Below are 24,646 nucleotides of genomic sequence, written 5' to 3'. Positions count from 1 at the left end.
ACCGCGCGATACGCGGTGGCCAGGGTGTGCGACTAGTCGACCATGCCCAGCGCCCACAAGATGAAGGCATCCTGGCGGGCGCCATCCTGCCAGGCCTTGAAGCGCCCCGAGGCGCCGCCATGGCCGGCCGCCATGTCGGTGCGCAGCACTACCGGGCCGCGGGCACTGCCGAGTTCGCGCAGGCGAGCATAGAGCTTGGCCGGCTCCCAGTAGGGCACCCGCGAGTCGTGCCAGCTGCCCTGCAGGAAGACGCTGGGGTAGGGCAGCGGTGCGAGGTTGTCGAGCGGTGAGTAGTCGCGTATGCGCTTGCGCACCGCCGGCTCGTCGGGATTGCCCCACTCGGTATACTCAGCGGTGGTCAGCGGCAGGTCGGGGTTCTCCATGGTGCGTAGTACATCGACGAACGGCACGTCGAGCACTGCGGCGCAGAAGGCTTCAGGCGCTAGGTTGAGACTGGCGCCGACCAGCAGCCCGCCGGCGCTGGCGCCGTAGGCGGCGATGCGCGCCGGGTCGCTGAGCCCGGTGTTGGCCAGGGCGTCGCGCGCGGCCAGAAAATCGCGAAAGCTGTTCTGCTTATGCTCCATCTTGCCGGCCAGGTACCACGGTTCGCCTCGGTCGCCACCGCCGCGCACGTGGGCCACGGCGAAGGCTACGCCGCGCTCGAGCAGTTCGAGCCGCGCCACCGAGAACCACGGGTCGAGCACCTCGCCATAGGCGCCATAGCCGTATAGCAGCGTGGGCAGCGGTGCCTGGCCGAGGCGATCGGCGCGGGCCACGATGGAGACCGGGATTTGCTCGCCGTCGTGGGCGGTGGCCCACAGGCGCCGGCACTCGAGCTGCTCGGGGAGCAGCGAGCCGTGGATCGGCTGCTGCTTGAGCAGACGCCGCTCGCCGCTGTCGAGGTCGTGCTCGAGCCAACGTACCGGCAGCGTGAACGATTCCTCGCGCAGGCGCAGGCAGCGCGCCGTGAAATGCGGCATGTCGCCGAGCATCAGGCTGCAGGGCGCCTCGGGCAGCGGCAGGCGCTCGTCGCGGTGGATGCCGTGATCGGCATCCAGTTCGATGACGCGCATCCGCACCTGGGCCTGCTGGTGGTCGCGCTCGGTGATCACCAGCCCCCAGCTGAAGGCGTCCACTCCCTCCAGGGTGGCATCGTCGCGGTGGCTCAGCAGCGGCTGCCAAGTAGCCTCGGCGTGCTCGGCAAGGCTTGCCGCTTGCTCGACCCGGTCGAGCTGAAAGTGCGGTGCGCCGCGGTTGTGCAGCACGTAGAAATGCCCTGGGCGATGGTCCAGCGAGTACTCCACGCCGCTCTCACGGCGTCTGAAGCAGTGCGGTGGGGTGCTGGGAGCGTCGGCGGGTATCAGGTAGCACTCGGTGGTGTCCTTGGACGCCGACTCCAGCACCAGCCACTGGCGCGAGCGGGTCTTGCCCAGGCCTAACCAGAACTCCGGGTCGTCCTCGCGCAGGATCAGGCTGGACTCACTGGCCCGGCCCGTGGCATCGATGGCCAGCCGCCACACGCTATCCGGGCGCTGGGTGGCATCGAAACGGGTGAACAGCAGGGTGGTGTCGTCCTCGGCCCAGCTCAGCTCCGGGCCGATCGCTTCCAGCACGCGCTGCGGCGTGCCGTCCGGCAGCCGCTTGAGCCACAGCTCGAAGGTCTCGTCGCCGCGGGTATCCTCACTCCATGCCAGCCACTGCTCGTCGGGGCTGAGTGCCATGTCGCCGAGCTCGAAGAAGTCATGCTCGGCGGCGCGGGCCTCGAGGTCGAGAAAGCAGTGGCGCGCCTCGGGCTGCTCGAGCGGGTAGCGCCACCAGCGCGGAAAATCGGCGTCGGCGGCGGTCTCGCTCCAGTAGCAATGGTAGTCTAGTGGGCTGGGCAATCCGTCGACGGCCAGTTCGCGGCGCGCCAGATGGCCGCGATAGAGTGCCTCGGTGAGTGCCTCGAGGGGAGCGAACCAGGCGTCGGATTCGCGGTTGGCGGCTTCCAGGAAGGCGCTGACCTGCGGGTCGTCGCGGCTTTCGAGCCAGTGCCATCGTGGGTCATCGGCGCGACGGTAGTCGGCGACCGGCGAACCGGCTGCCTGGCTGAGCGGATTGTGACGCGGCGGCTGTGCTTTCATCGGGTGCGGTGTACCATAATGAGTCATGAATGTGGCAACGCTGCGTCCGCGCTGACGCAGGTCTGGAGAGTTCGATGCTGATATCCGATTCAATCCCTCTACTCTGGCTGATTTATGCGCTGATGTCGCTGGTGGTGCTGGGCACCGGCTATATGGCGGTCCGCTTCCTGCCGCGCCTGCCACGACTGGTGCTCGTCGGGGTGGTCGCCGGGGCGCTGTGGATGCCGACTCGCTTTCGCCTGCCGCTGCTCGAAGAGGGCGAATTCTATAGCGGTTTTGCCCCGGCCGTGGTCGTCGCCGGGATCACTTTTCTGCAGCGCGATGGCGGCAGCATGGCCACCGCAATGATTCTGCTGGTGCTGGGGGTAGGACTGGGCGCGCTGGCCGGTGTGGCGCTGTGGCTGCTGGGCCGCGGTGGCGTCAAGCCCGAGGCGCAGGATGCGCCCGCCGAACGTCCGTCCTCCAGCGAGCGTCGGGAGCCGGTCATCGGCTAAGGAAGCGTCATGCGCGCCGTGTTGAAGCTGGGGGTATGGTGGTTGTTGGCGGTGGCAATGCCGCTGATGGCACAGCCCGCCGTGGAGCTCGCCACCGACAGCGGCCAGCCGCCGCTGCTGCTGGTCGAACGCAGCGGTGAGCGCAGTGAGGCGGCCGATGTGCGTGTGGTCATCGACGTCTCGGGCAGCATGCGCAGCAACGATCCCGACCAGCTGGCGGCCAGCGCCCTGGAGTTGCTGGTGGCGCTGCTGCCCCATGGCATCCACGGCGGTATCTGGACCTTTGGCGAGTCGGTCGACAACCCGCTGCCGGTGTCGCCGGTCGATGCCGAGTGGCGCCAGCAGGCGCTGGCGCTGCGCCCGGCACTGGTCGATTATCAGCTGTTCACCGATATCGAGGCGGCAGTACGCGACGCCTCCGGTGATGCCGACAACGGTACCCGCCACCTGATTCTACTGACCGACGGCATGATCGACCTGCCTGCCGCGGGCCAGGACAAGGCCGCCCGCGATGCGGCCTCGCGGCGAACGCTGAGCGATGAGTTGACCCCGCGACTGGCCGAGGAGGGCGTGGTGATCCACGCCGTGGCCTTCTCCGCCGATGCCGACCTGGCGCTGGTCGAGCTGCTCGGCCAGCGCAGCGGTGGCCTGGCCGCCCTGGCCGAATCCCCCGACGAGCTGCTGCGTGCCTTCCTGGATATCTTCGACCGTATCTTTCCCGGCGACCGGGTGCCGCTGGAAGAGGGCCGTTTCAGCATCGATGATCAGGTCGAGTCGTTCTCGGCGCTGCTGTTCCACGACCCCGATTCGCCGCCGCTGACCCTGATCGGCCCCGACGGCCAGCGCTACAGCCGCGACGACCACCCCGACGATGTGCGCTGGCAGAGCGAGCCGCGCTTCGACCTGATCACCGTGCCTAGCCCCGCTGAGGGCGAGTGGCGCGTCGAGGGCCCGATTAGTCTCGACAGCCGCATCAGTGTCGCCTCGACCCTGACACTGCGCAGCGCGGAATTGCCAGCGACCCTCTATCAGGGGTTCGAGGTGCCGATCGAGGCCTGGCTCGACCTCGACGGCGAGATATTGCCGTCACCGGCTTGGCCTGACGATCTGCGGCTGCGCGCCGAGCTGCAGGACCTGGAGGGTAACGTCCAGTCGGCGACCCGGCTGGCGGTCGACGAGCAGCGCTTCCGGGGTGTGCTGCCGGCGCCGGCCCTGACCGGCAATGCGCGGCTGATCATCGACGCCGACAGCGTGCGCTTCCAGCGCCAGCGGGTGCAGGCGGTCAACGTGCTGCCGGCGATTGCCGCCGAGGTCGATGAAGCGGTGTCGCAAGTCAGCCTGCACGCCGAGCACCCGCGGCTGAGCGTCGACAACACCCAGATTCACGCCGAGCTGCAGGGTGAGACGCTGGAGGTCGAGGCACTGGACGAGCGCCAGTGGCAGATCGCGCTGCCCTCGTTGCCCGACGATACCCGCCTGCCGCTGCTGCTCAGCGCCACGGTGACCCTCGACGACCAGCGTCTCGAGCTGAGTCTGCCGCGGCTGGTCCTCAATCCCCAGGCGCGCATCGGCGTGGATGCCGCGCTGCGTGATGGCGCGAGGCTGGAAGCCGAAGCGCTCGAGGCATCGGCGGCCGAGGAGCCCGAGCCGTTACCCGAGCCCGACCTTGCCGAACGTCTGGTAAGCGCCATCAACCAGTTGCCGCGCCAGGCCCAGGCGCTATGGCGCGATACCTTGCCGCGCCTCGAACGGGCCGGCGATGAGCTTGGCCTGGACGCCGAGCAGAGCCTGCGCTGGGGCGCTGGGCTTGCCGCAGCACTGATCGCGCTGCTGGTGCTGGGCGGCTGGTCGCGTAGCCGGCGGCGGCCTGCGCGCCGAGAGGATCCGCATGTGTGAATTGCTGGGCATGAGTGCCAATGTCCCGACCGATATCTGCTTTAGCTTCACCGGCTTTCTGCATCGTGGTGGCGGCACCGGCCCGCACCGCGATGGCTGGGGGATCGCTTTCTACGAAGCCGGTGGCTATCGCGACTTCCGCGACCCGCACCCCTCGGTAGACTCGCCGATCGCGCGCTTGATCTGCGACTATCCGATCAAATCCCATGTGGTCATCAGCCATATCCGCCAGGCCAATGTCGGCCAGGTGCAGCTGGCCAATACCCACCCCTTTACCCGCGAGATGTGGGGGCGCCAGTGGTGCTATGCCCACAACGGCCAGCTCGCCGGCTGGGAGTCGCTGCCGCTGGCGGTGTATCGCCCGGTGGGTAGCACCGACAGCGAGCACGCCTTCTGCTTCCTGCTTGGCGAGCTGCGCCGGCGCTTCGACGACCTGCCGGCGTCGCCCGAGGCGATCTGGTCCTGCCTGCACGCGCTGTGCGAGCGGCTGCGCGGCCTCGGCGTATTCAACCTGCTGCTCTCCGACGGCGTCCATCTCTACACTTACTGCTCTACCAAGCTGGCGCATATCACCCGACGCGCGCCGTTCGGCAAGGCGCAGCTATCGGATGCCGAGCTCAGCGTCGACTTCGTCGAGCACACCACCGAGCACGACGTGGTCTCGGTGCTGGCCACCGAGCCGCTCACCGATAACGAGCAGTGGGTGCGCATGCTGCCCGGCGAGTTGCTGGTGTGGCGCGATGGCGAGATCGTCGCGCGCTACCTTGATCATGGCGAAACCGCCCAATAAACCATAGGCTTGGGGTAATGCTGGCCTAAAGTGGCATGGCATTTGACGCCGCGACCTGTCACCTTCCAACGTCAGTTTCAAGCGATCGTTTGACGAACAGCAAGAGTCGACAGGGTGTCGATCATCTCAACAGCGGAGAGTAGCCCATGAGCGAGCACGCCACTGCCCCGGTACTCAATGGCCCGGCCCTGGAAGGCCTCGACGACTACGCGTCGGTGATGGACGTCTTCAAGGTGTCGGCCAGCAAGTTCGCCGACAAGCCGGCCTTCACCTGCATGGGGCAGACGCTGACCTATGCCGAACTGGACAAGCAGTCCCAGGCCTTTGCCGCCTGGCTGCAGCATGAAACCAGTCTCGAGCCTGGCGACCGCATCGCCATACAGCTGCCCAACGTGCTGCAGTTCCCGGTGGCGGTGTTCGGTGCCATGCGCGCCGGCCTGGTGGTGGTCAACACCAACCCGCTCTACACCGAGCGCGAGATGGCCCACCAGTTCAAGGACTCCGGTGCCAAGGCGATCCTGATCCTCGCCAACATGGCCGACAAGCTGGAGAAGGTGCTCGAGCGTACCGATATCCAGCATGTGTTGGTCACCGAGCTTGGCGATATGCACGGCTTCCCCAAGCGGTTGCTGATCAACGCCGTGGTCAAGTACGTCAAGAAGATGGTGCCGGCCTACTCGCTACCCACCGCGGTGGGCTTTCGCGACGCCCTGAGCAAGGGCGCGAACCTCTCGCACCAGGAGGTCGAGTGCACCCCCGATGACGTCGCCGCGCTGCAGTACACCGGCGGCACCACGGGCTTGGCCAAGGGCTCGATGCTGACCCACCGCAACCTGATCGCCAATATGTTGCAGGCGCGCGCGGCGATCGGCCCGGCGCTCGAGGACGGCCAGGAGACGGTGATCGCACCGCTGCCGGTCTATCACATCTACACCTTCACCGTGAATTGCCTGTTCCTGGTCGAAACCGGCAACCACTCGATCCTGATCACCAACCCGCGCGATCTCGACAACTTCGTCAAGGAGCTGAAGAGCATCAAGTTCAGCGGCTTCATCGGCCTCAATACCCTGTTCAATGCGTTGTGCAACCGCGACGACTTCAAGCAGCTCGACTTCTCGCGGCTCAAGCTCACGGTGTCGGGGGGCATGGCGCTGACCAAAGCCGCCGCCCAGCGCTGGGAGGAGGTCACTGGCTGTGCCATCGCCGAGGGCTACGGCATGACCGAAACCTCGCCGATCGTCACCTTCAACCCGGTCGATGCCATCCAGCTCGGCACCATCGGCAAGCCGGTGGCCGGTACCACGGTCAAGGTGATCGACGCCGACGGCCAGGCACTGCCCTACGGTGAAGCCGGGGAGCTGTGCGTGCAGGGGCCGCAGGTCATGAAGGGCTACTGGAACCTGCCCGAGGAGACCGCCAAGGCGATGGACAGCGATGGCTGGATTCGCACCGGCGATATCGCCGTGCTGCAGGAGGATGGCTACGTCAAGATCGTCGATCGCAAGAAGGACATGATCATCGTCTCCGGCTTCAACGTCTATCCCAACGAGATCGAGGACGTGGTCGCGGGCCATCCGGACGTGCTCGAGGCCGCGGCGGTGGGGGTGCCCGACGAGGATGCCGGCGAGGCGATCAAGCTGTTCGTGGTGTCGCGCAACCAGGACCTCGACGGTGAGAGCCTGCGCCAGTGGTGCAAGAAGGAGCTCACCGGCTACAAGGTGCCCAAGTTCGTCGAGTTCCGCGACGAGCTGCCCAAGACCAACGTCGGCAAGGTGCTGCGTCGCGAGCTGCGTGACCAGGAGACCGAGCAGAGCGCCTGATTGCCGCTGTCGAGTCAGCCTCCGAGCGATGCGGCATAGGGTGGCATCCGGGAGTGTCGCCTACAGCTAGCACCGCTCGAACTGATCCGTCGACAGGCCTACGAGGAGGCGCTGTAAACCTTCCCTGGGCGCTCCCGATGCCATCCATGGCATCGAAACCTCCTCTTCGGCCTGTCCCCGGCGTTCTTCGCTCAGGGGCAGCCGCTCGTTTTGGTGCAACACCACTGAATTAGGCGCGGCCAGGCCCCAAGCGTTACACTATGCTGCCCGCTCCGGTACTGCCGGGGCGGGCAGTGTCATTTCAACCTGTGAGGCTGCCTTGAGCACCACCGCTTCCCGCTCCACTGCATCCCCCGACCTGACTCGTCTGCGCGACCTCGAGGCGCGGCTGGGCGACTGCCTGGGCGGCGACGCCGTGCGCCTGGGCAAGCGCCTGGCCGGGCTCGAACGGCGCGCGCGGGATGGCAAGCCGGTGGATCGTGGCCTCGGCGAGATCGAGCGGTTGATCGAGGCCTCGGCGAGCAAGGTCGCCGCGCGGCGTGCCCAGCCGGTCACCCTGCGCTACCCGCCCGAGCTGCCGGTGGCCGAGCGCCGCGACGATATTCTCGCCGCGCTGCGCGAGCACCAGGTGGTGGTAGTGGCCGGCGAGACCGGCTCGGGCAAGACCACCCAACTGCCCAAGCTGTGCCTGGAGCTGGGCCTGGGGCGGCGTGGGCTGATCGGCCACACCCAGCCGCGCCGGCTGGCGGCGCGCTCGGTGGCCACGCGCCTGGCCGAAGAGCTCGAGGTGCCGCTCGGCGAGCAGGTCGGCTACCAGGTGCGCTTCAGCGACCAGAGCAACGAGCGCACCCTGATCAAGCTGATGACCGACGGTATCCTGCTCGCCGAGACCCAGCACGATCCCGATCTGAGTCGCTATGAAGCGATCATCATCGACGAGGCCCACGAGCGCAGCCTCAACATCGACTTCCTGCTCGGCTACCTCAAGCGCCTCACCGCGCGCCGCCCCGACCTCAAGATCATCATTACCTCGGCGACCATCGACGTCGAGCGCTTCGCCGCCCACTTCGGCGAGCCGGGCCGCCCGGCGCCGGTGGTCCAGGTCTCCGGGCGTACCTACCCGGTGGAGCTGCACTACCGACCGCTGGTGCGCGACGCCGACGACGAGGAGGACCGCACCCTGCAGGAGGGCATCCTGCAGGCGGTGGAGGAGATCGAGCAGATCGAGCGCGACAAGCGTTGGTGGCACGGCCCCCGCGACGTGCTGATCTTCCTGCCCGGCGAGCGCGAGATCCGCGAGACCGCCGACACCCTGCGCCGCGCCGACCTCAAGGGCACCGAGATCCTGCCGCTCTATGCGCGGCTCTCCAACGCCGAGCAGAACCGCGTCTTCCAGCCCCACGCCGGACGCCGCATCGTGCTCTCCACCAACGTCGCCGAGACCTCGCTGACGGTGCCCGGGATCCGCTACGTGATCGACCCGGGGCTGGTGCGCATCAGCCGCTACAGCTACCGCTCCAAGGTCCAGCGCCTGCCGGTGGAGCCGGTCAGCCAGGCCAGCGCCGACCAGCGCAAGGGGCGCTGCGGGCGCATCGCCGAGGGCGTTTGCATCCGTCTCTATGCCGAGGAGGATTTCCTGGCGCGGCCGGCCTTCACCGAGCCCGAGATCCAGCGCACCAACCTCGCCTCGGTGATCCTCTCGATGCTGTCGCTCAGGCTCGGCGACATCGAGGCCTTCCCGTTCGTCGATGCGCCGGATGCGCGCTTCATCAAGGATGGCTTCCGGCTGCTGTTCGAACTGGGGGCGGTGGACGAGGCCCAGCGCCTGACCGCTACCGGCAAGCGCCTGGCACGACTACCCATTGACCCGCGGCTGGCACGCATGGTGCTGGCCGGCGCCGAGCAGGGCGCACTGCGCGAGGTGCTGATCGTGGTCTCGGCGCTGGCGGTGCAGGACCCCCGCGAGCGCCCCGCGGACAAGCGCCAGGCCGCCGACCAGGCCCACCGCCGCTGGCAGGACCCGGAGTCGGACTTCGTCGCCTGGCTCAACTTGTGGCACGGCTTCGAGGCGGCCCGCGACGAACTCTCCGGCAACCAGCTCAGGCGCTGGTGCCGCGACAACTACCTGAGCTACCTGCGCCTGCGCGAGTGGCACGACACCTTCCGCCAGTTACGCCAGCTGCTGCGCGACATGGAGATCCAGGTGCCGCCGGCCGCGCCGCGCAGCGCCGATGACGACCCCGAACAGCGCGCCGAGGCGCGCCGCGAGAGCGCGGTCAAGCTGCATCAGTCGCTGCTCACCGGGCTGCTCTCCAACCTTGGCCAGCTCACCGAGAACCGCGAGTACCTCGGCGCACGCAACCGCAAGTTCGTGATCCACCCAGGCTCCGGGCTGGCCAAGAAGTCGCCGAAGTGGCTGATGGCCGGCGAGCTGGTCGAGACCTCGCGGCTGTTCGCCCGCGAGGTGGCGCGCATCCAGCCGCAGTGGATCGAGCCGCTGGCCGGGCATCTGGTCAAGCGCAGCTACAGCGAGCCGCACTGGGAGATGAAGCGCGCCCAGGTGGTGGCCTTCGAGCAGGTAACACTGTTCGGCCTGCCGATCGTCAACCGGCGCAAGGTGCATTACGGGCCGATCGCCCCCGGCGAGGCCCGCGAGATCTTCATTCGCCGCGCACTGGTGGAGGGCGAGTTTCGCACCCGCGGCGAGTTCTTCGCCCACAACCGCGCGCTGATCGACGAGGTCGAAGACCTCGAGGACCGGGCTCGCAAGCGCGATATCCTGGTCGACGAGGAGGCGCTGTTCGACTTCTACGATCAGCGACTGCCGGCCGAGATCATCAACGGCAAGGGTTTCGAGGCGTGGCGCAAGCAGGCCGAGGCCGACGACCCGGCGATCCTCAAGTTCGACCGCGACGCGCTGATGGCCCGCGATGCCGGCGACGTCACCGTCGAGCAGTACCCCGACGAGCTGCTGCTGGGCGGGGTGCGCTATCCGCTGGCCTACCACTTCCAGCCCGGCGCCAGCGACGACGGCGTGACCCTGACGGTGCCGGCAGCGATGCTGGCGCAGTTGCCCGAGGCGCGCCTCGAGTGGCTGGTACCGGGCCTGCTGCGCGAGAAGTGCATTGCGCTGATGAAATCGCTGCCCAAGGCGGTGCGCCGTCAGGTGGTGCCGATTCCCGACTGGGTGGACGCTGCCCTCGAGACCCTGGTGCCCGACGACGTGCCGTTGGGCGCGGCGCTGGGCGAGTTTCTGCGCGTCAAGACCGGGCTGCGCCTGAGCCCCGACGACTGGCGCCACGACCAGCTCGAGCCGCACTTGATCATGAACCTGCGCGTGGTCGACCACGACGGCCGGGTGCTGGGGGAGGGGCGTGACTTGCAGGCGCTGATCGAACGCTTCAGCGAAGCGGCGAGCCAGGGCGCGCGAGCGCTGACCGACGCCACTGGCGGCAGCGAAGCGGTCGAATCGCTGCCCGAGCAGGCGCTACCCGAGTCGCGGGTGACCACCCAGGCGGGGATACGCGTCGAGGCCTATCCGGCGCTGGTCGCCAAGGGCGATGCGCTGGCCGTGGAGCTGTTCGACCACCCCGACAAGGCCCTGGCGGCGCATCGCCGCGGGGTCACCCAGCTGGCGATCCAGCGTCTGCCCGACCAGGCACGCCATATCGCCCGCCTCAAGGGGCTCGAGCGCTGTGCGCTGCTGTTTGCCAAGGTTGGCAGCAAGCGCCAACTGGTCGATGACGTGGTGTTCGCCAGCGTCCAGCAGGTGGTGGCGGTGGACCCGCTGCCGCGCTCGCGGAGCGACTTCGAGACGCGCCTCGAGGCCAGCCGCGCCGAGCTGGTACCCCACGCCGAGGCGCTGGTGAAGACCCTGGAGCAGGCACTCAAGGGCCATCTGGCAGTGACCAAGGCGTTGAAAGGCAACCTCAGCTTCGCCCTGGCGCTGGTTTACAGTGATTTGCAGGCGCAGATGCAGCGGCTGGTCTATCCCGGCTTCGTCACTGACGCCGGGGGCTGGCTCGAGCAGTATCCGCGCTATATGCAGGCCGCCGAGATTCGCCTTGAGAAGGCACCCCGCGAGCGCAACCGCGACCAGATGCTGATGCTCGAGGTGCACGACTTCGAGCGCCGCCTGGAGGAGCGTCGCGAAGCGAGCCGACGCGCTGGCGTCAGCGACCCGGCACTGGACGAGTTCGGCTGGTGGATCGAGGAACTGCGCGTGTCGCTGTTCGCTCAGCAGCTCGGCACCCTGATGCCGGTATCGACCAAGCGTCTGGCGCGGCGCTGGGCCGAGATCACCGGCCGACACCACTGAACACGACAGGATGCTAGCAGTTGCCCCCGAGCGAGGGACGCCGGGGACAAGCCGAAGAAGAGGTTCTACACCAGGGACGGTGTAGGTAGCGCCCAGGGATGGGTTTACAGCGCCTCCTCGTAGGCTTGTCGACGGATAAGTTCCGAGCGATGCCGCCAACAGCGATAGCCCTGCTGAATATGATTGATAATACGACGGCCAGGAGTCTCGATGCCGTCGCCAGGAGACATGCCATGACCTCAGCCGTGATCACCGGCAGCGGCCTTTTCACCCCCAGCCAGGCGATCGACAACGATGCGCTGGTGGCGGCCTTCAATCGCTGGGTGGACGCCGAAAATGCGCTACATGCCGAGGCCATTGCCGCCGGCGAGCGCGAGCCGCTGCAGCACTCGAGCAGCGAATTCATCGTCAAGGCCTCGGGGATCCACAGCCGCTACGTGCTCGACGCCGAGGGCATCCTCGACCCCGAGCGGATGCGCCCCAAGCTGCCTCAGCATGGCAACGACGAGCCCTCCATCCAATGTGAGATGGGCCTTGCCGCAGCACGTCATGCGCTCGACGCCGCTGGCGTCGAGGCCACCGAGATCGACCTGCTGATCGTCGCCTGCTCCAATCTCGAGCGCCCCTATCCGGCGGTAGCGGTGGAGCTGCAGGCGGCGCTGGGTAGCGGCGGCTACGCCTTCGACATGAACGTGGCATGCAGCTCGGCAACCTTCGCCATCGATATGGCCAATAACGCCATCAGGGCCGGGAGTATCCGCCGGGCGCTGGTGGTCAACCCCGAGATCTGCTCGGCGCACCTCAACTTCCGCGATCGCGACAGCCACTTCATCTTCGGCGATGCCTGTACCGCGGTGGTGGTCGAGGCCACCGAGGTGGCGCGCAGCGAGCGGCGCTTCGAGATCCTCGGTACGCGACTGACCACGCGCTTCTCCAATGCGATTCGCAACAATGCCGGCTTCCTCAACCGAGTCACCGACAGCGACCCCCAGGCACTGGACAAGCTGTTCATCCAGGAGGGGCGGCGGGTGTTCAAGGAGGTTTGCCCGATGGTGGCGGCGCTGATCAGCGAGCACCTCGAGAGCCTGGGGCTGGCTGAGACGCCGCCGGCACGCCTGTGGCTGCACCAGGCCAACCGCCATATGAATGACCTGATCGCGCGACGGGTGCTGGGCCACGAGCCCAGCGAAAGCGAAGCGCCGGTGATCCTCGATCGTTACGCCAATACCAGCTCGGCGGGTTCGATCATCGCCTTTCACCTCCACCGCGACGACCTGCAAGCCGGCGATGTGGGGGTGGTGTGTTCGTTCGGCGCCGGCTACAGTGCCGGCAGCGTGGTGGTACGCAGGGCCTGAGCGCAGGCCGCTCGGATCAATCTGTACGGGCTGATGCAGTGCTGGGTTGATGAACCATCTACAATATAGTGGTAACCACAGGGTGACATGATGCAAGGCAAGGGACGCGGGTGGGGAAACGAGCTGGCAGCCGACATGCGCTTGGCAGCGGTGCTAATGCTGGCGCTGGTGCTGGCTGGCTGTGCAGGGACTCAGACCATCGAAGAGCGCAATCCGGATGACCCCTGGGAGGGCTTCAACCGGCGGGTATTCGTGTTCAACGATGCGCTCGACCGCGCCGTGCTGCGCCCCGTGGCGCGCGGCTATGACACGGTGACGCCGCAGCCGGTACAGACTGGCGTCAGCAACTTCTTCTCCAACCTCGGCGAGCCGCGCACCGCGCTCAACAGCCTGCTGCAGGGCAAGCCGGGCAATGCCGGCATCGCCGCGACGCGCTTCCTGATCAATACCACTGTGGGCATCGGTGGGTTGTGGGATTTCGCCACGCATATGGAGATCACCGGGCGCGACGAGGACTTCGGCCAGACCCTGGCAGTGTGGGGGTGGGAGGAGTCGCGTTACCTGGTGCTGCCTTTCCTGGGCCCGAGCACGCTGCGTGATGCCGGTGGCCTGCCAGCCGATGCGGCGACCTACCCGCTCTACTACCTGGATGATGCAGAACTCGAGATTGCTCTGACGGCGCTGCGGGTCGTTGACATGCGTGCCGGCCTGCTGGATCTCGAGGAGATGATTCGCGGTGACCGCTACAGTTTTATTCGTGACTCCTATCTGCAGCAGCGCCGCTTCGAAGTCAGCGACGGGGAGCTGGGCGACGATCCGTTCGCCAGCGACGACTTTGATTTCGACTTTGACGATGACGATTTCGCCGATTGAAGGTGGTATATGGCTAGTGACAAGCGCTTGATCGGGGTCATCGACCAGCCGGGGGAGGAGCGTGATGCGCTGGCCGATATGATTGCCAAGGGCCACTTCGCCGTCGTCGCGGTGGCCGATCCGGAAGAGCTACCTGACCATACCCTGCTGGCGGTAGCGCATGTGCGCGCCGTGCCACCGACCCAGTGGGCGGCGCTGTCGAGGCGTCTGCCGACGCTGGTGGTCAGCGATGAGCGACTCGACGCCGAGCTGATCAAGGCGGTGGAGGTCGGCGTGGCCGACTACATCGTCGCGCCGCTGCGTCACGGTGACGTGCTGCGGCGAATGATCGACAAGGTGATCGACAACCACCGCCTGGCGCGGGAGCACGAGCGCGACCGCCTGCGCCTGGCCGATCTCAACGAGCACCTCGAGACCCACCTGGCGATGCTGCGCCTCGACCAGCAGGCCGGCGGGCATATTCAGCGCAAGCTGCTGCCGCAGCGTCCGCTGACCCTCAACGGCGTGAGCTGCGACTACTGGCTGGCGCCGTCACTCTACCTGTCCGGCGATTTCCTCGATTTTCAGCGCTTCGACGAGCGCTACAGCGTGTTCTACTTCGCCGATGTCTCGGGGCACGGTGCCTCGTCGGCGTTCGTCACGGTGCTGCTCAAGTATCTGTGCAATCACTGGCTGGCGCAGTGGGATGGGCAGCATCCGGAGCGCCTGCCGGCACGCTGGCTTGGCAAGCTCAACCGTGAGCTGCTGGACGCCGGGATCGGCAAGCATGCGACCCTGTTCGTCGGCGTATTTGACCGCCAGCATCACTACCTGCACTATTCGCTCGGCGCCCAGCTGCCGATGCCGATGCTGGTCAGCGACGGTCGGCTGCGCCTGCTCGACGGCGAAGGTATGCCGGTGGGCTTGTTTCCAGGCGTTGAATACCCCACGCTGGGTTGTGAACTACCGCAGAACTTCCGACTTTGGCTATGTTCGGATGGAGTATTGGAGTGGCTGTCTGGCGACAGTCTCGATAGTCGGCTCAAGGAACTCGAGCGTCTGGTGTTGGCCAGCGATGACGTGGCCACACTGCGGGGGAAGCTGTCACTGGGTGACGTGCCGGAGAACGACGACGATGCCGTTGCCGGTCGCGCGCCAGGCCACGATGAGCTTCCGGATGACCTGACGATCATGACGTTGAGCGGATTTGACGATGATGATGCATGAAGGGCGACTGAAGGCGGCGTTCGACTCCGGCGTGTTCGTGCTCAAGCTGTGTGGCGATGTACGCCTGACGCTTTGCGCGACGCTGGACGATCAGGTTCAGCGGCTGGCCGCGACGCCTGGGCTCAAGGCGGTCATGATCGACCTGCGCGATGCCAGCAATGTCGACTCCACGGCGCTGGGGTTTCTGGCCAAGGTGGCGATGGCGGTCAAGGACAAGGTCGAGCAGCCGCCGACCATCGTGGCCGACCATCCCGACGTGCAGCGCATGCTCGATGTGATGGGCTTCTCCCACTACTTCACCCTGGTCGAGGCACCGCTCAGCGAGCCGAGTGAGCTCGATGAGTTGCCGCAGATCGAGGCTGACGAAGCGGGACTCCAGCAGCGCATTCTCGAAGCGCATCGCATCCTGATGCACATGAGTGAGCACAATCGCTCGGAGTTCCAGCCATTGGTGGAACTGCTCGAGGAGCAGCAGCGCGAGCGCCAACGTACGCCGGAGCCGCTCAAGTGAGCGGCTCGCGCAGCCTTCTTGCTTTCAGCAACCCCCTCTCAGCAGCGTAGTTCGCCCAGCAGCTTCTCCAGCTTGCGCTGGTCGTCCATGAACTTGCGAATGCCCTCGGCCAGCTTCTCGGTGGCCATGGCGTCCTCGTTCATGGCCCAGCGGAATTCGGCCTCGTCGTTAGGCTCGGGAGCCGAGGTTTCGGCATCGCACGGCGTCAGGCGACGCTTCAGTGGCCCGCGGTCGGCGGCCAGCTCCTCGAGCAGCTTGGGCGAAATGGTCAGCCGATCGCAGCCCGCCAGCGCCTCTATCTCGCCGCTATTGCGAAAGCTCGCCCCCATCACGATGGTCCTGTAGCCGTGGCCCTTGTAGTGCTCGTAGATCGCTTTGACCGAGCGTACCCCGGGGTCGTTGTCGCCGCTGAAGTCGGCGTCCGGAGTGGCGGCCTTGTGCCAGTCGAGGATGCGGCCAACGAAGGGGGAGATCAGCGTGACCCCGGCATCGGCGCAGGCCTGGGCCTGGGTGAAGCTGAACAACAGGGTGAGGTTGGTGCGAATCCCTTCCCGTTCGAGCTGCTGGGCGGCGCGGATGCCTTCCCAGGTCGAGGCGACCTTGATCAGGATTCGCTCGCGGCTGACGCCACGCCGCTCATAACGCGCGATCAGCGAGCGGGCGCGGTCCAGGGTGGCATTGGTGTCGAAGGAGAGGCGTGCGCTGACTTCGGTCGAGACATAGCCCGGCACCAGCTCGCTGATCTCGCTGCCGATCTCCACTGCCACGGCGTCCAGGGCGTCGTCGATATCGACGCTTTGCCGGGCCAGCTCGGCGAGGCGCGCGCGTCGCGTCTGCTGCTGGGCGGCCTGCAGAATCAGCGACGGGTTGGTGGTGGCGTCGGTGGGGCTGAAGCGGCGAATCGCCTCGATATCGCCGCTATCGGCGACCACCGTGGTCATGGTCTTGAGCTGTGACAGTTTGTCCTGATCCATGGGCGTGTGTCCTGTGGGTGAGGTAAGCCGCTACTACTCTATCAATTCCAGGAGTCGCGCTGATAGCCGCATCGCTCGCGATCAATCCGCGGCAGGCCTGCGCCTGGCCGCATCTAGTGGTATGATTAGCCGCCTATCTTTTCACGCTGGCCGGCTGCTCGCCGTCGCCGGCTCGAGGAGGCGTCGTGACGCTCAATGCTCGCCGGGTTGCCTGGTTGGTGGCGGCCAACACTGCTCTAGCCCCCTTTGCCATCGATGCCTATCTGCCGGCGATGTCGCGGCTGGCCGCATCGGTAGGTGCCAGCATTCACCGTACCGAACTGTCGATCAGCGTGTTCCTGTTCGGCTTTGCGCTGGGCCAGCTGGTGTTCGGGCCGCTCTCCGACCGCCTCGGTCGCAAGCCGGTGCTGATTGGCGGCCTGGTGGTGTTTCTGCTGGCCAGCTTGATGATCACCACGGCGGGCTCGCTCACCGAACTGCTGGCCTGGCGCTTCGTGCAGGCACTGGGCGGCGGTGCCTGCGTGGTCAATTCCGCAGCCATCGTGCGCGACTGCTTCAGCGGCCGCCAGGCGGCCAGCGTGATGTCGACCATGGCGATGATCATGATGTTGGCGCCGCTGGTGGCACCGGTAGTGGGCAGCGGGCTGCTGTATCTCGCCGACTGGTGGCTGATCTTTGTGTTCCTGGCGGCCTACGCGGCGTTTCTGATCTGGCTGCTCAGCACCCAGCTACCCGAGACCCGCGATCCCAGCCTGCCGGCGGCCAGCCCGCGCCAGGTGCTGGCCAACTATGCCAGCGTGCTGAGCCATCGCCAGGGCATGGGCTATATTTGCGCGGTGGCGGCCTCGTTTGCCGGGCTGTTCGCCTTCGTGACCTTCTCGCCGTTTCTGTATCTCGACTACTTCGGCCTGTCGCCGGCGATGTATCCGCTGGTGTTCGGTGTCAATGTGGTGGTGATCGCGCTCTCCAATTGGGTCAATATCCGCCTGCTGCGCGGCAAGCGCACGCCGCAGCAGAATATGTACCTGGGGCTGGGCATCCAACTGGGCGCGGCCACGGCACTGGTTGCAGTCACCATACTCGGGCTCGATTCGCTGTATACCCTGGTGCCGCTGATCATGATCTATGCCGGCATGGTCGGGCTGATCACCCCCAATGCCATGTCGTCGCTGCTCGACCACTTCGGCCATATCAGCGCCACCGCCACGGCGGTGATGGGCGGTATCAAGTTCGGTGCCGCCGGTCTCGCCGGGGTGATGGTCAGCGCCTTCGAGATCGAGAACCTGTGGCCGATGGTACTGACCATGCTTGGTGTGTCGATCTTCGGCAACGTCGCGCTGCGCTGGCTGGTGGGAGGCCGCGCGGATGCCTGAGGGGCTGTTCGCCGCCCTCGACATGGCGCCGCTGGTATGGGCCGGCTGTGGCCTGACGCTGCTGGTGGGGGCCTTCGTGCAGCGCGCCACCGGCTTTGGCCTGGCCGTGATCGGTGCGCCACTGCTGCTGATGCTGGAGCCGCGCCTGGTGCCGGTGATCCTGGTGCTGTTCGGTTTCACGGTGTCGCTGATGATGGTCGGTAAGTATCGCCACGAGGTGCGCGTGACCTTCATCGGTGCGGCGCTGGTGGGGCGGGTGCCGGGCACGCTGCTGGGCATCTGGCTGCTGCTGGCGGCACCGCTGGCGCTGCTCGAGAACGCCATCGCGCTGATCGTGCTCAGTGCGGTGGCGGTCAGCCTGCTCAAGATCCGCCTGCCGGTCAATCGTGTGAGCCTGTTCATTGCCGGGGTGCTGTCGGGCATCTTCGGTACCGTCTCGGCGATCGGTGGGCCGCCCATCGCCATGCTGATGCACCGCCTGCCACCGGACAGCGCGCGGGGCAATCTCGCCGCCTACTTCATCTGCAGCTCGCTGATGACGCTGCTGGCCCTGGCCCTGGCCGGGCAGGTGCGCGCCTGGCATCTGCTGCTCGCCGCCAGCCTGTTCCCCTGGCTGCTGGTCGGCAACGCCCTGGCCAATGCCTGTGCCCACCGTTTCGACCGCCGTGCGCTGACCTGGTCGTCGATGGCGCTCTCCACCCTGGCGGCGCTGGGGTTGCTGATGTGATATCTCGTCTGCACCTGTCATGAAGTTGTCACTTTGATTAGGCATCTTGTGCCTTGCGAAGGTTGCACACTCTCATCGACAGGAGCTATCCGCATGAACCGCATCCTCAAGACCCGCGTATTCAAGGCCACAGTGATCGCTGCCGCCGTCATTGGCGTGGCCGGTGTGGCCCAAGCCCGTGAGCAAATCAACATCGTAGGCTCCAGTACCGTTTATCCGTTCGCCAGCTTCGTGGCGGAAGAGTTCGGCGCGACCACTAATTATCCAACGCCAGTGATTGAAAGTACCGGTTCAGGTGGTGGCTTGCGTTTGTTCTGTAACGGCGTAGGTGAAGGCACGCCGGATATCACTAACGCTTCTCGTCGTATGCATGTCGGTGAGTTTGAGCGCTGTGCAGAAAACGGTGTTACCGATATTACCGAAGTCTACATCGGTAGTGATGGTATCGCTTTTGCGCAAACCGCTGACAACGAGCCGATGCCAGTTACTCGCGAGCAGCTGTTCATGGCGATTGCTCAGCTGATTCCGGTTGATGGTGAGTTGGTAGAAAACCCCTACACCAACTGGAGCGAGATCGACGACTCTCTGCCGGATCGTGAAATCGTCATTGTCGGACCGCCGACCACCTCGGGTACTCGTGATGCTTTTGAAGAGCTGGTGTTGGAAGCGGTTGCCAGTGACTTCTCAGAATACGGCGATGAAGATTACTCAGATGTGCGTGTTGACGGTGTTTGGATTGACGGCGGTGAAAACGATAACCTGATCGTTCAGCGTCTGACCCAAGACAACACCGCTTTCGGTATTTTCGGTTTTTCTTTCCTTGAAGAAAACGACGACGTCCTGATTGGTTCTAGCATCGACGGTGTTGAACCGACGCCTGAAACGATCTCTAGTTTCGATTATCCCATTGCCCGTTCAATGTTCTTCTATGTCAAGAATCAGCACGCTGATGAAGTGCCGGTGATGTACGATTATGCCGAGATGTTTGTATCGGACATGATGCTGGGTGACGGTGGTTTGCTCGCCGATATTGGCCTGATCCTTCCCACCGCCGATGCGCTTGCTCGTGTTCAGCAAGATTTGGCGGATCGTAAGCAGCTTACAAAGGAAGATCTGGAGTAAGTTAGCCTTTAGATAGTAGAAGGCCGGCAGCTAACAGTGCTGTCGGCTTTTTGCTTTTCATAAGGTTTTGCTGCAACCGCTGAATGATGACACGGCTGTAACATAGATGTCATATTTTTGCCTTAGGGTGACTCGGCAAACGGTTCCATTGGTTAACCTGAGATACCTACGATGCAGACCAATCATATACTCATGATATTTTGCAGCGTACTTTTGCTGCTAGGCCTTGCCGCCTTCTTTGTTGGGCGAAGCAAAGCCACTCGTGTTCGTGCCTCAGGAATAGCGATGCATGCGCAGCCCGACCAATATGCTTGGTTTGCTGTAGTGTCGACAGCAGGGCCAGCCATTTTGTTGAGCGCGCTTGGCGCCTTCGTTATGCTCTTGTTAGGCAGCGAGATTCCTACGTTTTCTTTGCTTTTGTTAAGTCTCGCCGTGGCTCTGGTGGGGCTTGGCGTGGGCATGAAGTTTATTCGCTCTGATTTTCATGCACGTCGGGCGATTGAGTCGGTCATTCTTTGGGTGCTCGCAGGTGCCGCGACGATTTCGATCCTGACAACCTTGGGTATTTTGATATCAATCATCGGTGAAGCGATTAATTTCTTCCAGATACATAGTTTCTGGAACTTTATTACCGGTACTACCTGGGCACCCGGCAATAGCTTCTTGGCCGCCGCAGGCAGGGGTGACGGATCAGGTGCCGAGTTTGGCTCGGTACCACTGTTTGCCGGCACCTTTATGATTACCGCCATTGCTATGGCGGTGGCGGTGCCTATTGGCCTGCTATCGGCAATTTATATGGCGGAATTCGCACCAGCTCGGGTGCGTTCAGTTGCTAAACCTATGCTGGAAGTTCTCGCCGGTATTCCGACCGTTGTATATGGTTTCTTTGCGGCGATTACTGTAGCGCCATTTATTGTGCGGTTAGCGGATAGCGTCGGCCTGGATGCGTCATTCAACAATGCACTGGCCCCTGGGATTGTTATGGGGATCATGATTATTCCTTTTATTTCTTCACTTTCCGATGACGTCATTAACGCTGTGCCTGATAGTATGCGTCAGGGCTCGCTGGCACTGGGCATGACCAAAGGTGAAACCATTCGTGATGTGGTTATTCCAGCGGCTTTGCCAGGGGTTATTTCTGCTTCTCTTTTGGGTATGTCGCGGGCGTTGGGCGAAACAATGATTGTTGTGATGGCAGCGGGTATGCGTCCCAACCTTACCATTAATCCTTTGGAAGAGATGACGACTGTCACCGTGCGGATTGTTGCCGCTATGACCGGTGATCTGGAGTTTGATAGCGCAGAAACGCTCTCGGCTTTTGCACTGGGGCTGGTGCTGTTCGTAGTGACACTTTCGCTTAATCTTGTGTCGGTGATCATGATTCGTCGCTTCCGCAACAAGTACCGCGTCAACAATCTGTAACGCCAGGATATCCCAATGAGTGATTCATACGACCAGATTAGTCAGCAGCTCAAGAGCCGCCATCGTAAATCTACCCGTCTGAAATACATGTCGATGGGGGCTCTGGCGCTGGCGGGTGCCTTTTTGCTGATATTTTTTGCCGATATGTTGAGTAAGGGCTTGCCAGCCTTCAAACAGGCGATGATCAATATAGAAATAAATTACACTGAAGATGCGGCCAGCAACGGTCGCGCAGCCGTTGATCAAGATTTATCTACCATCATTAGTCGCAGCGTGGTGCGGGTCATTCCTCTTGAAATGCGTAACGATCCTTCATTGTTGGGAACGACGGTTCAACGTTGGGTGTTGGCAAGCGCTAATGTGGATCAATATCTAAAGGGAAATCCCGTCCGTGGTCTTGATGACGAAGAAAAGGCAAGAATTGATCGCTTGGTAGAAGATGGTAGGGTTGAGATGCAGTTCAATGCCGGCTTCTTTTCTCGCGGCGATTCCAAGATGCCTGAATTGGCGGGCATCATGTCAGCCGTCGTGGGTACGGTCATGACCATGATCGTCACCCTGGGTATTGCTTTTCCTATCGGTGTGATGACGGCGGTTTATTTGGAAGAGTTTGCCCCCGATAATAAACTTACTCAGCTAATTGAAATTAACATTAATAATCTTGCTGCCATTCCCTCGATTCTGTTTGGTTTGCTCGGGCTAGCGATATTCATTAACTTCTTCGGGGTGCCACGTTCAACGCCACTAGTAGGGGGTATGACGCTGGCACTGATGACCTTGCCGGTGATTATTATCTCCACCCGTACCGCGCTTCGCAGCGTACCAGAATCCATTCGCCATGCGGCCTTTGGTGTCGGTTGCTCGCGTTGGCAAGTGGTGAAAGACCATGTGTTGCCGCTGGCCATGCCTGGCATTATGACCGGGTCGATCATTGGTTTGGCACAGGCCATGGGGGAGACGGCGCCACTGATTATCGTTGGCATGGTGGCATTTATTCCGGACGTGACAGCGTCGTTTACACAAGCGGCGACGGTCATGCCCGCCCAGGTATTTACTTGGTCAGGCGAACCCAGCCGTGCCTTTGTTGAAAAAACTGCAGGCGGGATCATAGTGCTCCTAGCAGTTCTGATCTCACTGAACGCCGCCGCTGTCCTGTTACGCAAGAAATTTGAACGTCGGTGGTAAGCCGACTGTTTTCAAGGAAACTACTATGAACAGTCAAGTGCCTGAAATGAGTAAACAGCAAGCCTCGGCGGTTGGACAGCCCTTTACGCGTAATGATGACGCGTGTCACGATCTGAGTATCCGTGTGAGGGATTTGAACCTCTGGTACGGTAAGGCGCAAGCGCTGAATGGTCTCAATATTGATCTTTACCAGAAGAATGTCACGGCATTGATCGGGCCTTCTGGCTGTGGCAAGTCTACGTTTCTGCGCTGCCTGAACCGTATGAATGATCTAATTCCTAGCGTCAGAATTGAAGGATTAGTCGAAATGGATGGCCGTGACGTCAACGCGGCTAAAATGGACGAGGTGGCGCTACGCCGTCGAGTAGGCATGGTGTTCCAGAAGCCGAATCCGTTCCCTAAGTCAATTTTTGAAAATGTTGCCTACGCACCGCGCATGCACGACATTGTCAGCCGTAAGGGGGAGCAGGAGGAGTTGGTGGAGAAGGCGCTGCGCGATGCGGGCCTGTGGAACGAGGTCAAGGACAAGCTGCATGAGCCTGGGACCTCGCTGTCCGGGGGGCAGCAGCAGCGTCTGTGTATCGCCCGGGCAATCGCCGTACAGCCGGACGTCATCCTGATGGATGAACCGACCTCGGCGCTGGACCCCATCTCCACGGCGACCATCGAGGACCTGATGGATAAGCTGAAGAAGCAATTTACCATCATCACCGTGACTCACAACATGCAGCAGGCGGCACGGGTGGCAGACTACACGGCCTTCTTCCATCTCGGTGAGATCATCGAGTACAACGATACCAAGACCTTGTTCTCCAACCCGGCCACCAAGAAGGCCGAAGACTACATCACCGGCCGCTACGGGTAATCCGGCTTGCCGTGCCTCTGGTGGGGAGAGTGCGATCTCCCCGTCGGATTGTCATTGAATTGACATCGTGTCCCTTTATATATGACATTTCATATATGCTGGAGACACTGCGATGGGTAAGCTGCGAGTTCTATTCCTGTGCAATGCTAACTCTGCCCGTTCCCTGATGGGGGAGGCCCTACTGCGACACATGGCGGGCGAGCGTTTCGATGCCTTCAGTGCTGGAACACAGCCTGACAAGCCTCATGCGCTGACGTTGGAGGTGCTGCAGAAGCAGGGTATCGCCACGCATGGATTGGCCAGCAAGTCGCTGGATGAGTTCGAGGGCCAGTATTTCGACGCCGTGATCGTACTCTGCGACAAGGCGCATCAGGCTTGTCGCGACTGGCCGGGGCAAAGCGCCGAGCGACTGTTCTGGGATATTCGCGACCCTCGGTTGATCGAGCGCGCGGATGCCTATGCCCAGACCCTACAGGAGATTCGGCAACGCCTGTCGCTGTGGCTGCCGCTCAAGGAACGCGACGCTAGTCAACACTGAACACAACCAAGGAGTCGCCATGACACTCCCGATCGGCATCAACGGCTTCGGGCGTATCGGCCGTCTGGCCCTGCGTAGCCTATGGGCCAGCCTCGAGGCCGGCGCGGTGGAGATCAAGCGCATTAACGACCCGGGCGGCGACGCCGCTACCTTCGCCCACCTGCTCGAGTTCGACTCGGTGCACGGCCACTGGTCGCCGGGGCAGGGCATCGTGGCGCAGCAGGATGCCATTGTCATCGACGGCCGGCGTATCGCCTTCAGCGCCAACCGTGAGCTCGGCGACAGCGACTGGTCGGGCTGCCAGGTGGTCATCGAGTGCTCCGGCAAGATGAAGACGCAGGACAAGCTCAACGCCTATCTCGATCAGGGCGTCGAGCGCGTGGTGGTCAGTGCGCCGGTCAAGGAGCAGGGGGTGCTCAACCTGGTGGTCGGCGTCAACGACGACCTCTACGACCCGGCGACACATCGCATCGTCACCGCGGCCAGCTGCACCACCAACTGCCTGGCGCCGGTGGTCAAGGTGATCCACGAGACCTACGGCATTCGCCACGGCTCGATGACCACGGTGCACGACATCACCAACACCCAGACCATCCTCGATGCCCCACACAAGGATCTCCGTCGCGCCCGGGCCTGCGGCATGAGCCTGATTCCCACCACCACCGGCTCGGCCAAGGCGATCACCGCGATCTTCCCCGAGCTCGAGGGCAAGTTGAACGGCCACGCGGTTCGCGTGCCGCTGGCCAACGCCTCGCTCACCGACATGGTCTTCGAGCTCGAGCGCGAGGTCACGGTGGAGGAGGTCAATGCCGCCTTGAAGGCTGCCGCCGACGGCCCGCTGGCCGGCATACTCGGCTACGAGGAGCGGCCGCTGGTCTCCATCGACTACCGCAGCGACCCGCGCAGCTCGATCATCGACGCGCTCTCGACCATGGTCGTCAACGGCACCCAGCTCAAGCTCTACGCCTGGTACGACAACGAGTTCGGCTATGCCAACCGCACTGCCGAGCTGGCGCTGAAGGTCGGTGGCGTGCAGGTGGCCCGTGGCTGAGGC

The 24,646-nt window shown here is 63.8% G+C and carries 19 protein-coding genes; 17 read left to right on the top strand and 2 right to left on the bottom strand.

Features of this window, described 5'->3' with window-relative positions; all coding sequences use genetic code 11:
- Positions 1–32 precede the first annotated feature (32 nt).
- Positions 33–2,123, bottom strand: coding sequence for a S9 family peptidase (locus tag CK498_RS04280; RefSeq protein WP_095619642.1), 2,091 nt, complete (start codon positions 2,121–2,123; stop codon positions 33–35).
- A 74-nt stretch (positions 2,124–2,197) separates the two neighbouring features.
- Between CK498_RS04280 and CK498_RS04275 the strand changes: the two genes are divergently transcribed.
- The 9 genes from CK498_RS04275 (at position 2,198) to CK498_RS04235 (ending at position 15,386) form a co-directional block, all read left to right on the top strand.
- Positions 2,198–2,617, top strand: coding sequence for a hypothetical protein (locus tag CK498_RS04275; RefSeq protein WP_095619641.1), 420 nt, complete (start codon positions 2,198–2,200; stop codon positions 2,615–2,617).
- A 9-nt stretch (positions 2,618–2,626) separates the two neighbouring features.
- Positions 2,627–4,513: a vWA domain-containing protein gene (locus CK498_RS04270; protein WP_095619640.1), complete on the top strand. Its 1,887-nt coding sequence runs from the start codon at positions 2,627–2,629 to the stop codon at positions 4,511–4,513.
- Positions 4,506–5,303 carry a class II glutamine amidotransferase gene (locus CK498_RS04265; protein ID WP_095619639.1) on the top strand — a complete coding sequence of 266 codons (798 nt, stop codon included), beginning with the start codon at positions 4,506–4,508 and terminating at the stop codon, positions 5,301–5,303. The genes CK498_RS04270 and CK498_RS04265 overlap by 8 nt, the downstream gene beginning before the upstream one ends.
- 146 nt (positions 5,304–5,449) lie before the next feature.
- Positions 5,450–7,123 carry an AMP-binding protein gene (locus CK498_RS04260; RefSeq protein WP_095619638.1) on the top strand — a complete coding sequence of 558 codons (1,674 nt, stop codon included), beginning with the start codon at positions 5,450–5,452 and terminating at the stop codon, positions 7,121–7,123.
- A 319-nt stretch (positions 7,124–7,442) separates the two neighbouring features.
- On the top strand, positions 7,443–11,441 hold the full coding sequence (gene hrpA / locus CK498_RS04255) for an ATP-dependent RNA helicase HrpA (RefSeq protein WP_095619637.1): 3,999 nt from the start codon (positions 7,443–7,445) through the stop codon (positions 11,439–11,441).
- Positions 11,442–11,674: 233 nt separating this feature from the next.
- A complete protein-coding gene (locus tag CK498_RS04250; protein WP_095619636.1) occupies positions 11,675–12,796 on the top strand; it encodes a beta-ketoacyl-ACP synthase III in 1,122 nt (373 codons plus the stop codon).
- A 135-nt stretch (positions 12,797–12,931) separates the two neighbouring features.
- On the top strand, positions 12,932–13,669 hold the full coding sequence (locus CK498_RS04245; RefSeq protein WP_229358997.1) for an MlaA family lipoprotein: 738 nt from the start codon (positions 12,932–12,934) through the stop codon (positions 13,667–13,669).
- Positions 13,670–13,678: 9 nt separating this feature from the next.
- Positions 13,679–14,875, top strand: coding sequence for a PP2C family protein-serine/threonine phosphatase (locus CK498_RS04240; protein WP_095619634.1), 1,197 nt, complete (start codon positions 13,679–13,681; stop codon positions 14,873–14,875).
- The gene (locus tag CK498_RS04235) at positions 14,862–15,386 is read left to right on the top strand and encodes an STAS domain-containing protein (protein WP_095619633.1); all 525 of its coding nucleotides are present in this window, start codon (positions 14,862–14,864) and stop codon (positions 15,384–15,386) included. Before CK498_RS04240 ends, CK498_RS04235 begins: the two co-directional genes overlap by 14 nt.
- A 38-nt stretch (positions 15,387–15,424) precedes the next feature.
- Here the strand turns inward: CK498_RS04235 and tal are convergent, their stop codons facing one another.
- Complete coding sequence (gene tal / locus CK498_RS04230) at positions 15,425–16,360, bottom strand: transaldolase (RefSeq protein WP_095619632.1); 936 nt, start codon at positions 16,358–16,360, stop codon at positions 15,425–15,427.
- A 185-nt stretch (positions 16,361–16,545) separates the two neighbouring features.
- On the opposite strand from tal, the gene CK498_RS04225 reads away from it, so the two are divergent.
- The 8 genes from CK498_RS04225 to CK498_RS04190 all read left to right on the top strand — a co-directional run bounded on the left by CK498_RS04225 (position 16,546) and on the right by CK498_RS04190 (position 24,643).
- A complete protein-coding gene (locus CK498_RS04225) occupies positions 16,546–17,733 on the top strand; it encodes a multidrug effflux MFS transporter (protein WP_095619631.1) in 1,188 nt (395 codons plus the stop codon).
- Positions 17,726–18,460 carry a sulfite exporter TauE/SafE family protein gene (locus CK498_RS04220; protein ID WP_095619630.1) on the top strand — a complete coding sequence of 245 codons (735 nt, stop codon included), beginning with the start codon at positions 17,726–17,728 and terminating at the stop codon, positions 18,458–18,460. The genes CK498_RS04225 and CK498_RS04220 overlap by 8 nt, the downstream gene beginning before the upstream one ends.
- A 93-nt stretch (positions 18,461–18,553) precedes the next feature.
- Positions 18,554–19,582 carry a substrate-binding domain-containing protein gene (locus CK498_RS04215; RefSeq protein WP_095619629.1) on the top strand — a complete coding sequence of 343 codons (1,029 nt, stop codon included), beginning with the start codon at positions 18,554–18,556 and terminating at the stop codon, positions 19,580–19,582.
- 171 nt (positions 19,583–19,753) lie between these two features.
- Positions 19,754–21,004 carry a phosphate ABC transporter permease subunit PstC gene (gene pstC, locus CK498_RS04210; RefSeq protein WP_095619628.1) on the top strand — a complete coding sequence of 417 codons (1,251 nt, stop codon included), beginning with the start codon at positions 19,754–19,756 and terminating at the stop codon, positions 21,002–21,004.
- A 15-nt stretch (positions 21,005–21,019) separates the two neighbouring features.
- The gene (pstA, locus tag CK498_RS04205; RefSeq protein ID WP_095619627.1) at positions 21,020–22,189 is read left to right on the top strand and encodes a phosphate ABC transporter permease PstA; all 1,170 of its coding nucleotides are present in this window, start codon (positions 21,020–21,022) and stop codon (positions 22,187–22,189) included.
- Between the two features lie 25 nt (positions 22,190–22,214).
- Positions 22,215–23,054: a phosphate ABC transporter ATP-binding protein PstB gene (pstB, locus tag CK498_RS04200; RefSeq protein ID WP_095619626.1), complete on the top strand. Its 840-nt coding sequence runs from the start codon at positions 22,215–22,217 to the stop codon at positions 23,052–23,054.
- Positions 23,055–23,166: 112 nt separating this feature from the next.
- On the top strand, positions 23,167–23,592 hold the full coding sequence (locus CK498_RS04195; RefSeq protein ID WP_095619625.1) for an arsenate reductase ArsC: 426 nt from the start codon (positions 23,167–23,169) through the stop codon (positions 23,590–23,592).
- Between the two features lie 19 nt (positions 23,593–23,611).
- Positions 23,612–24,643: an ArsJ-associated glyceraldehyde-3-phosphate dehydrogenase gene (locus CK498_RS04190; protein ID WP_095619624.1), complete on the top strand. Its 1,032-nt coding sequence runs from the start codon at positions 23,612–23,614 to the stop codon at positions 24,641–24,643.
- Positions 24,644–24,646 lie beyond the last annotated feature (3 nt).

It is taken from the genome of Halomonas salipaludis (genome assembly GCF_002286975.1).
In the GTDB taxonomy this organism is placed as follows: domain Bacteria; phylum Pseudomonadota; class Gammaproteobacteria; order Pseudomonadales; family Halomonadaceae; genus Franzmannia; species Franzmannia salipaludis.
The sequence above is the reverse complement of the archived record's forward strand: the minus strand, read 5'-3'. Positions and strand labels throughout refer to the sequence as shown.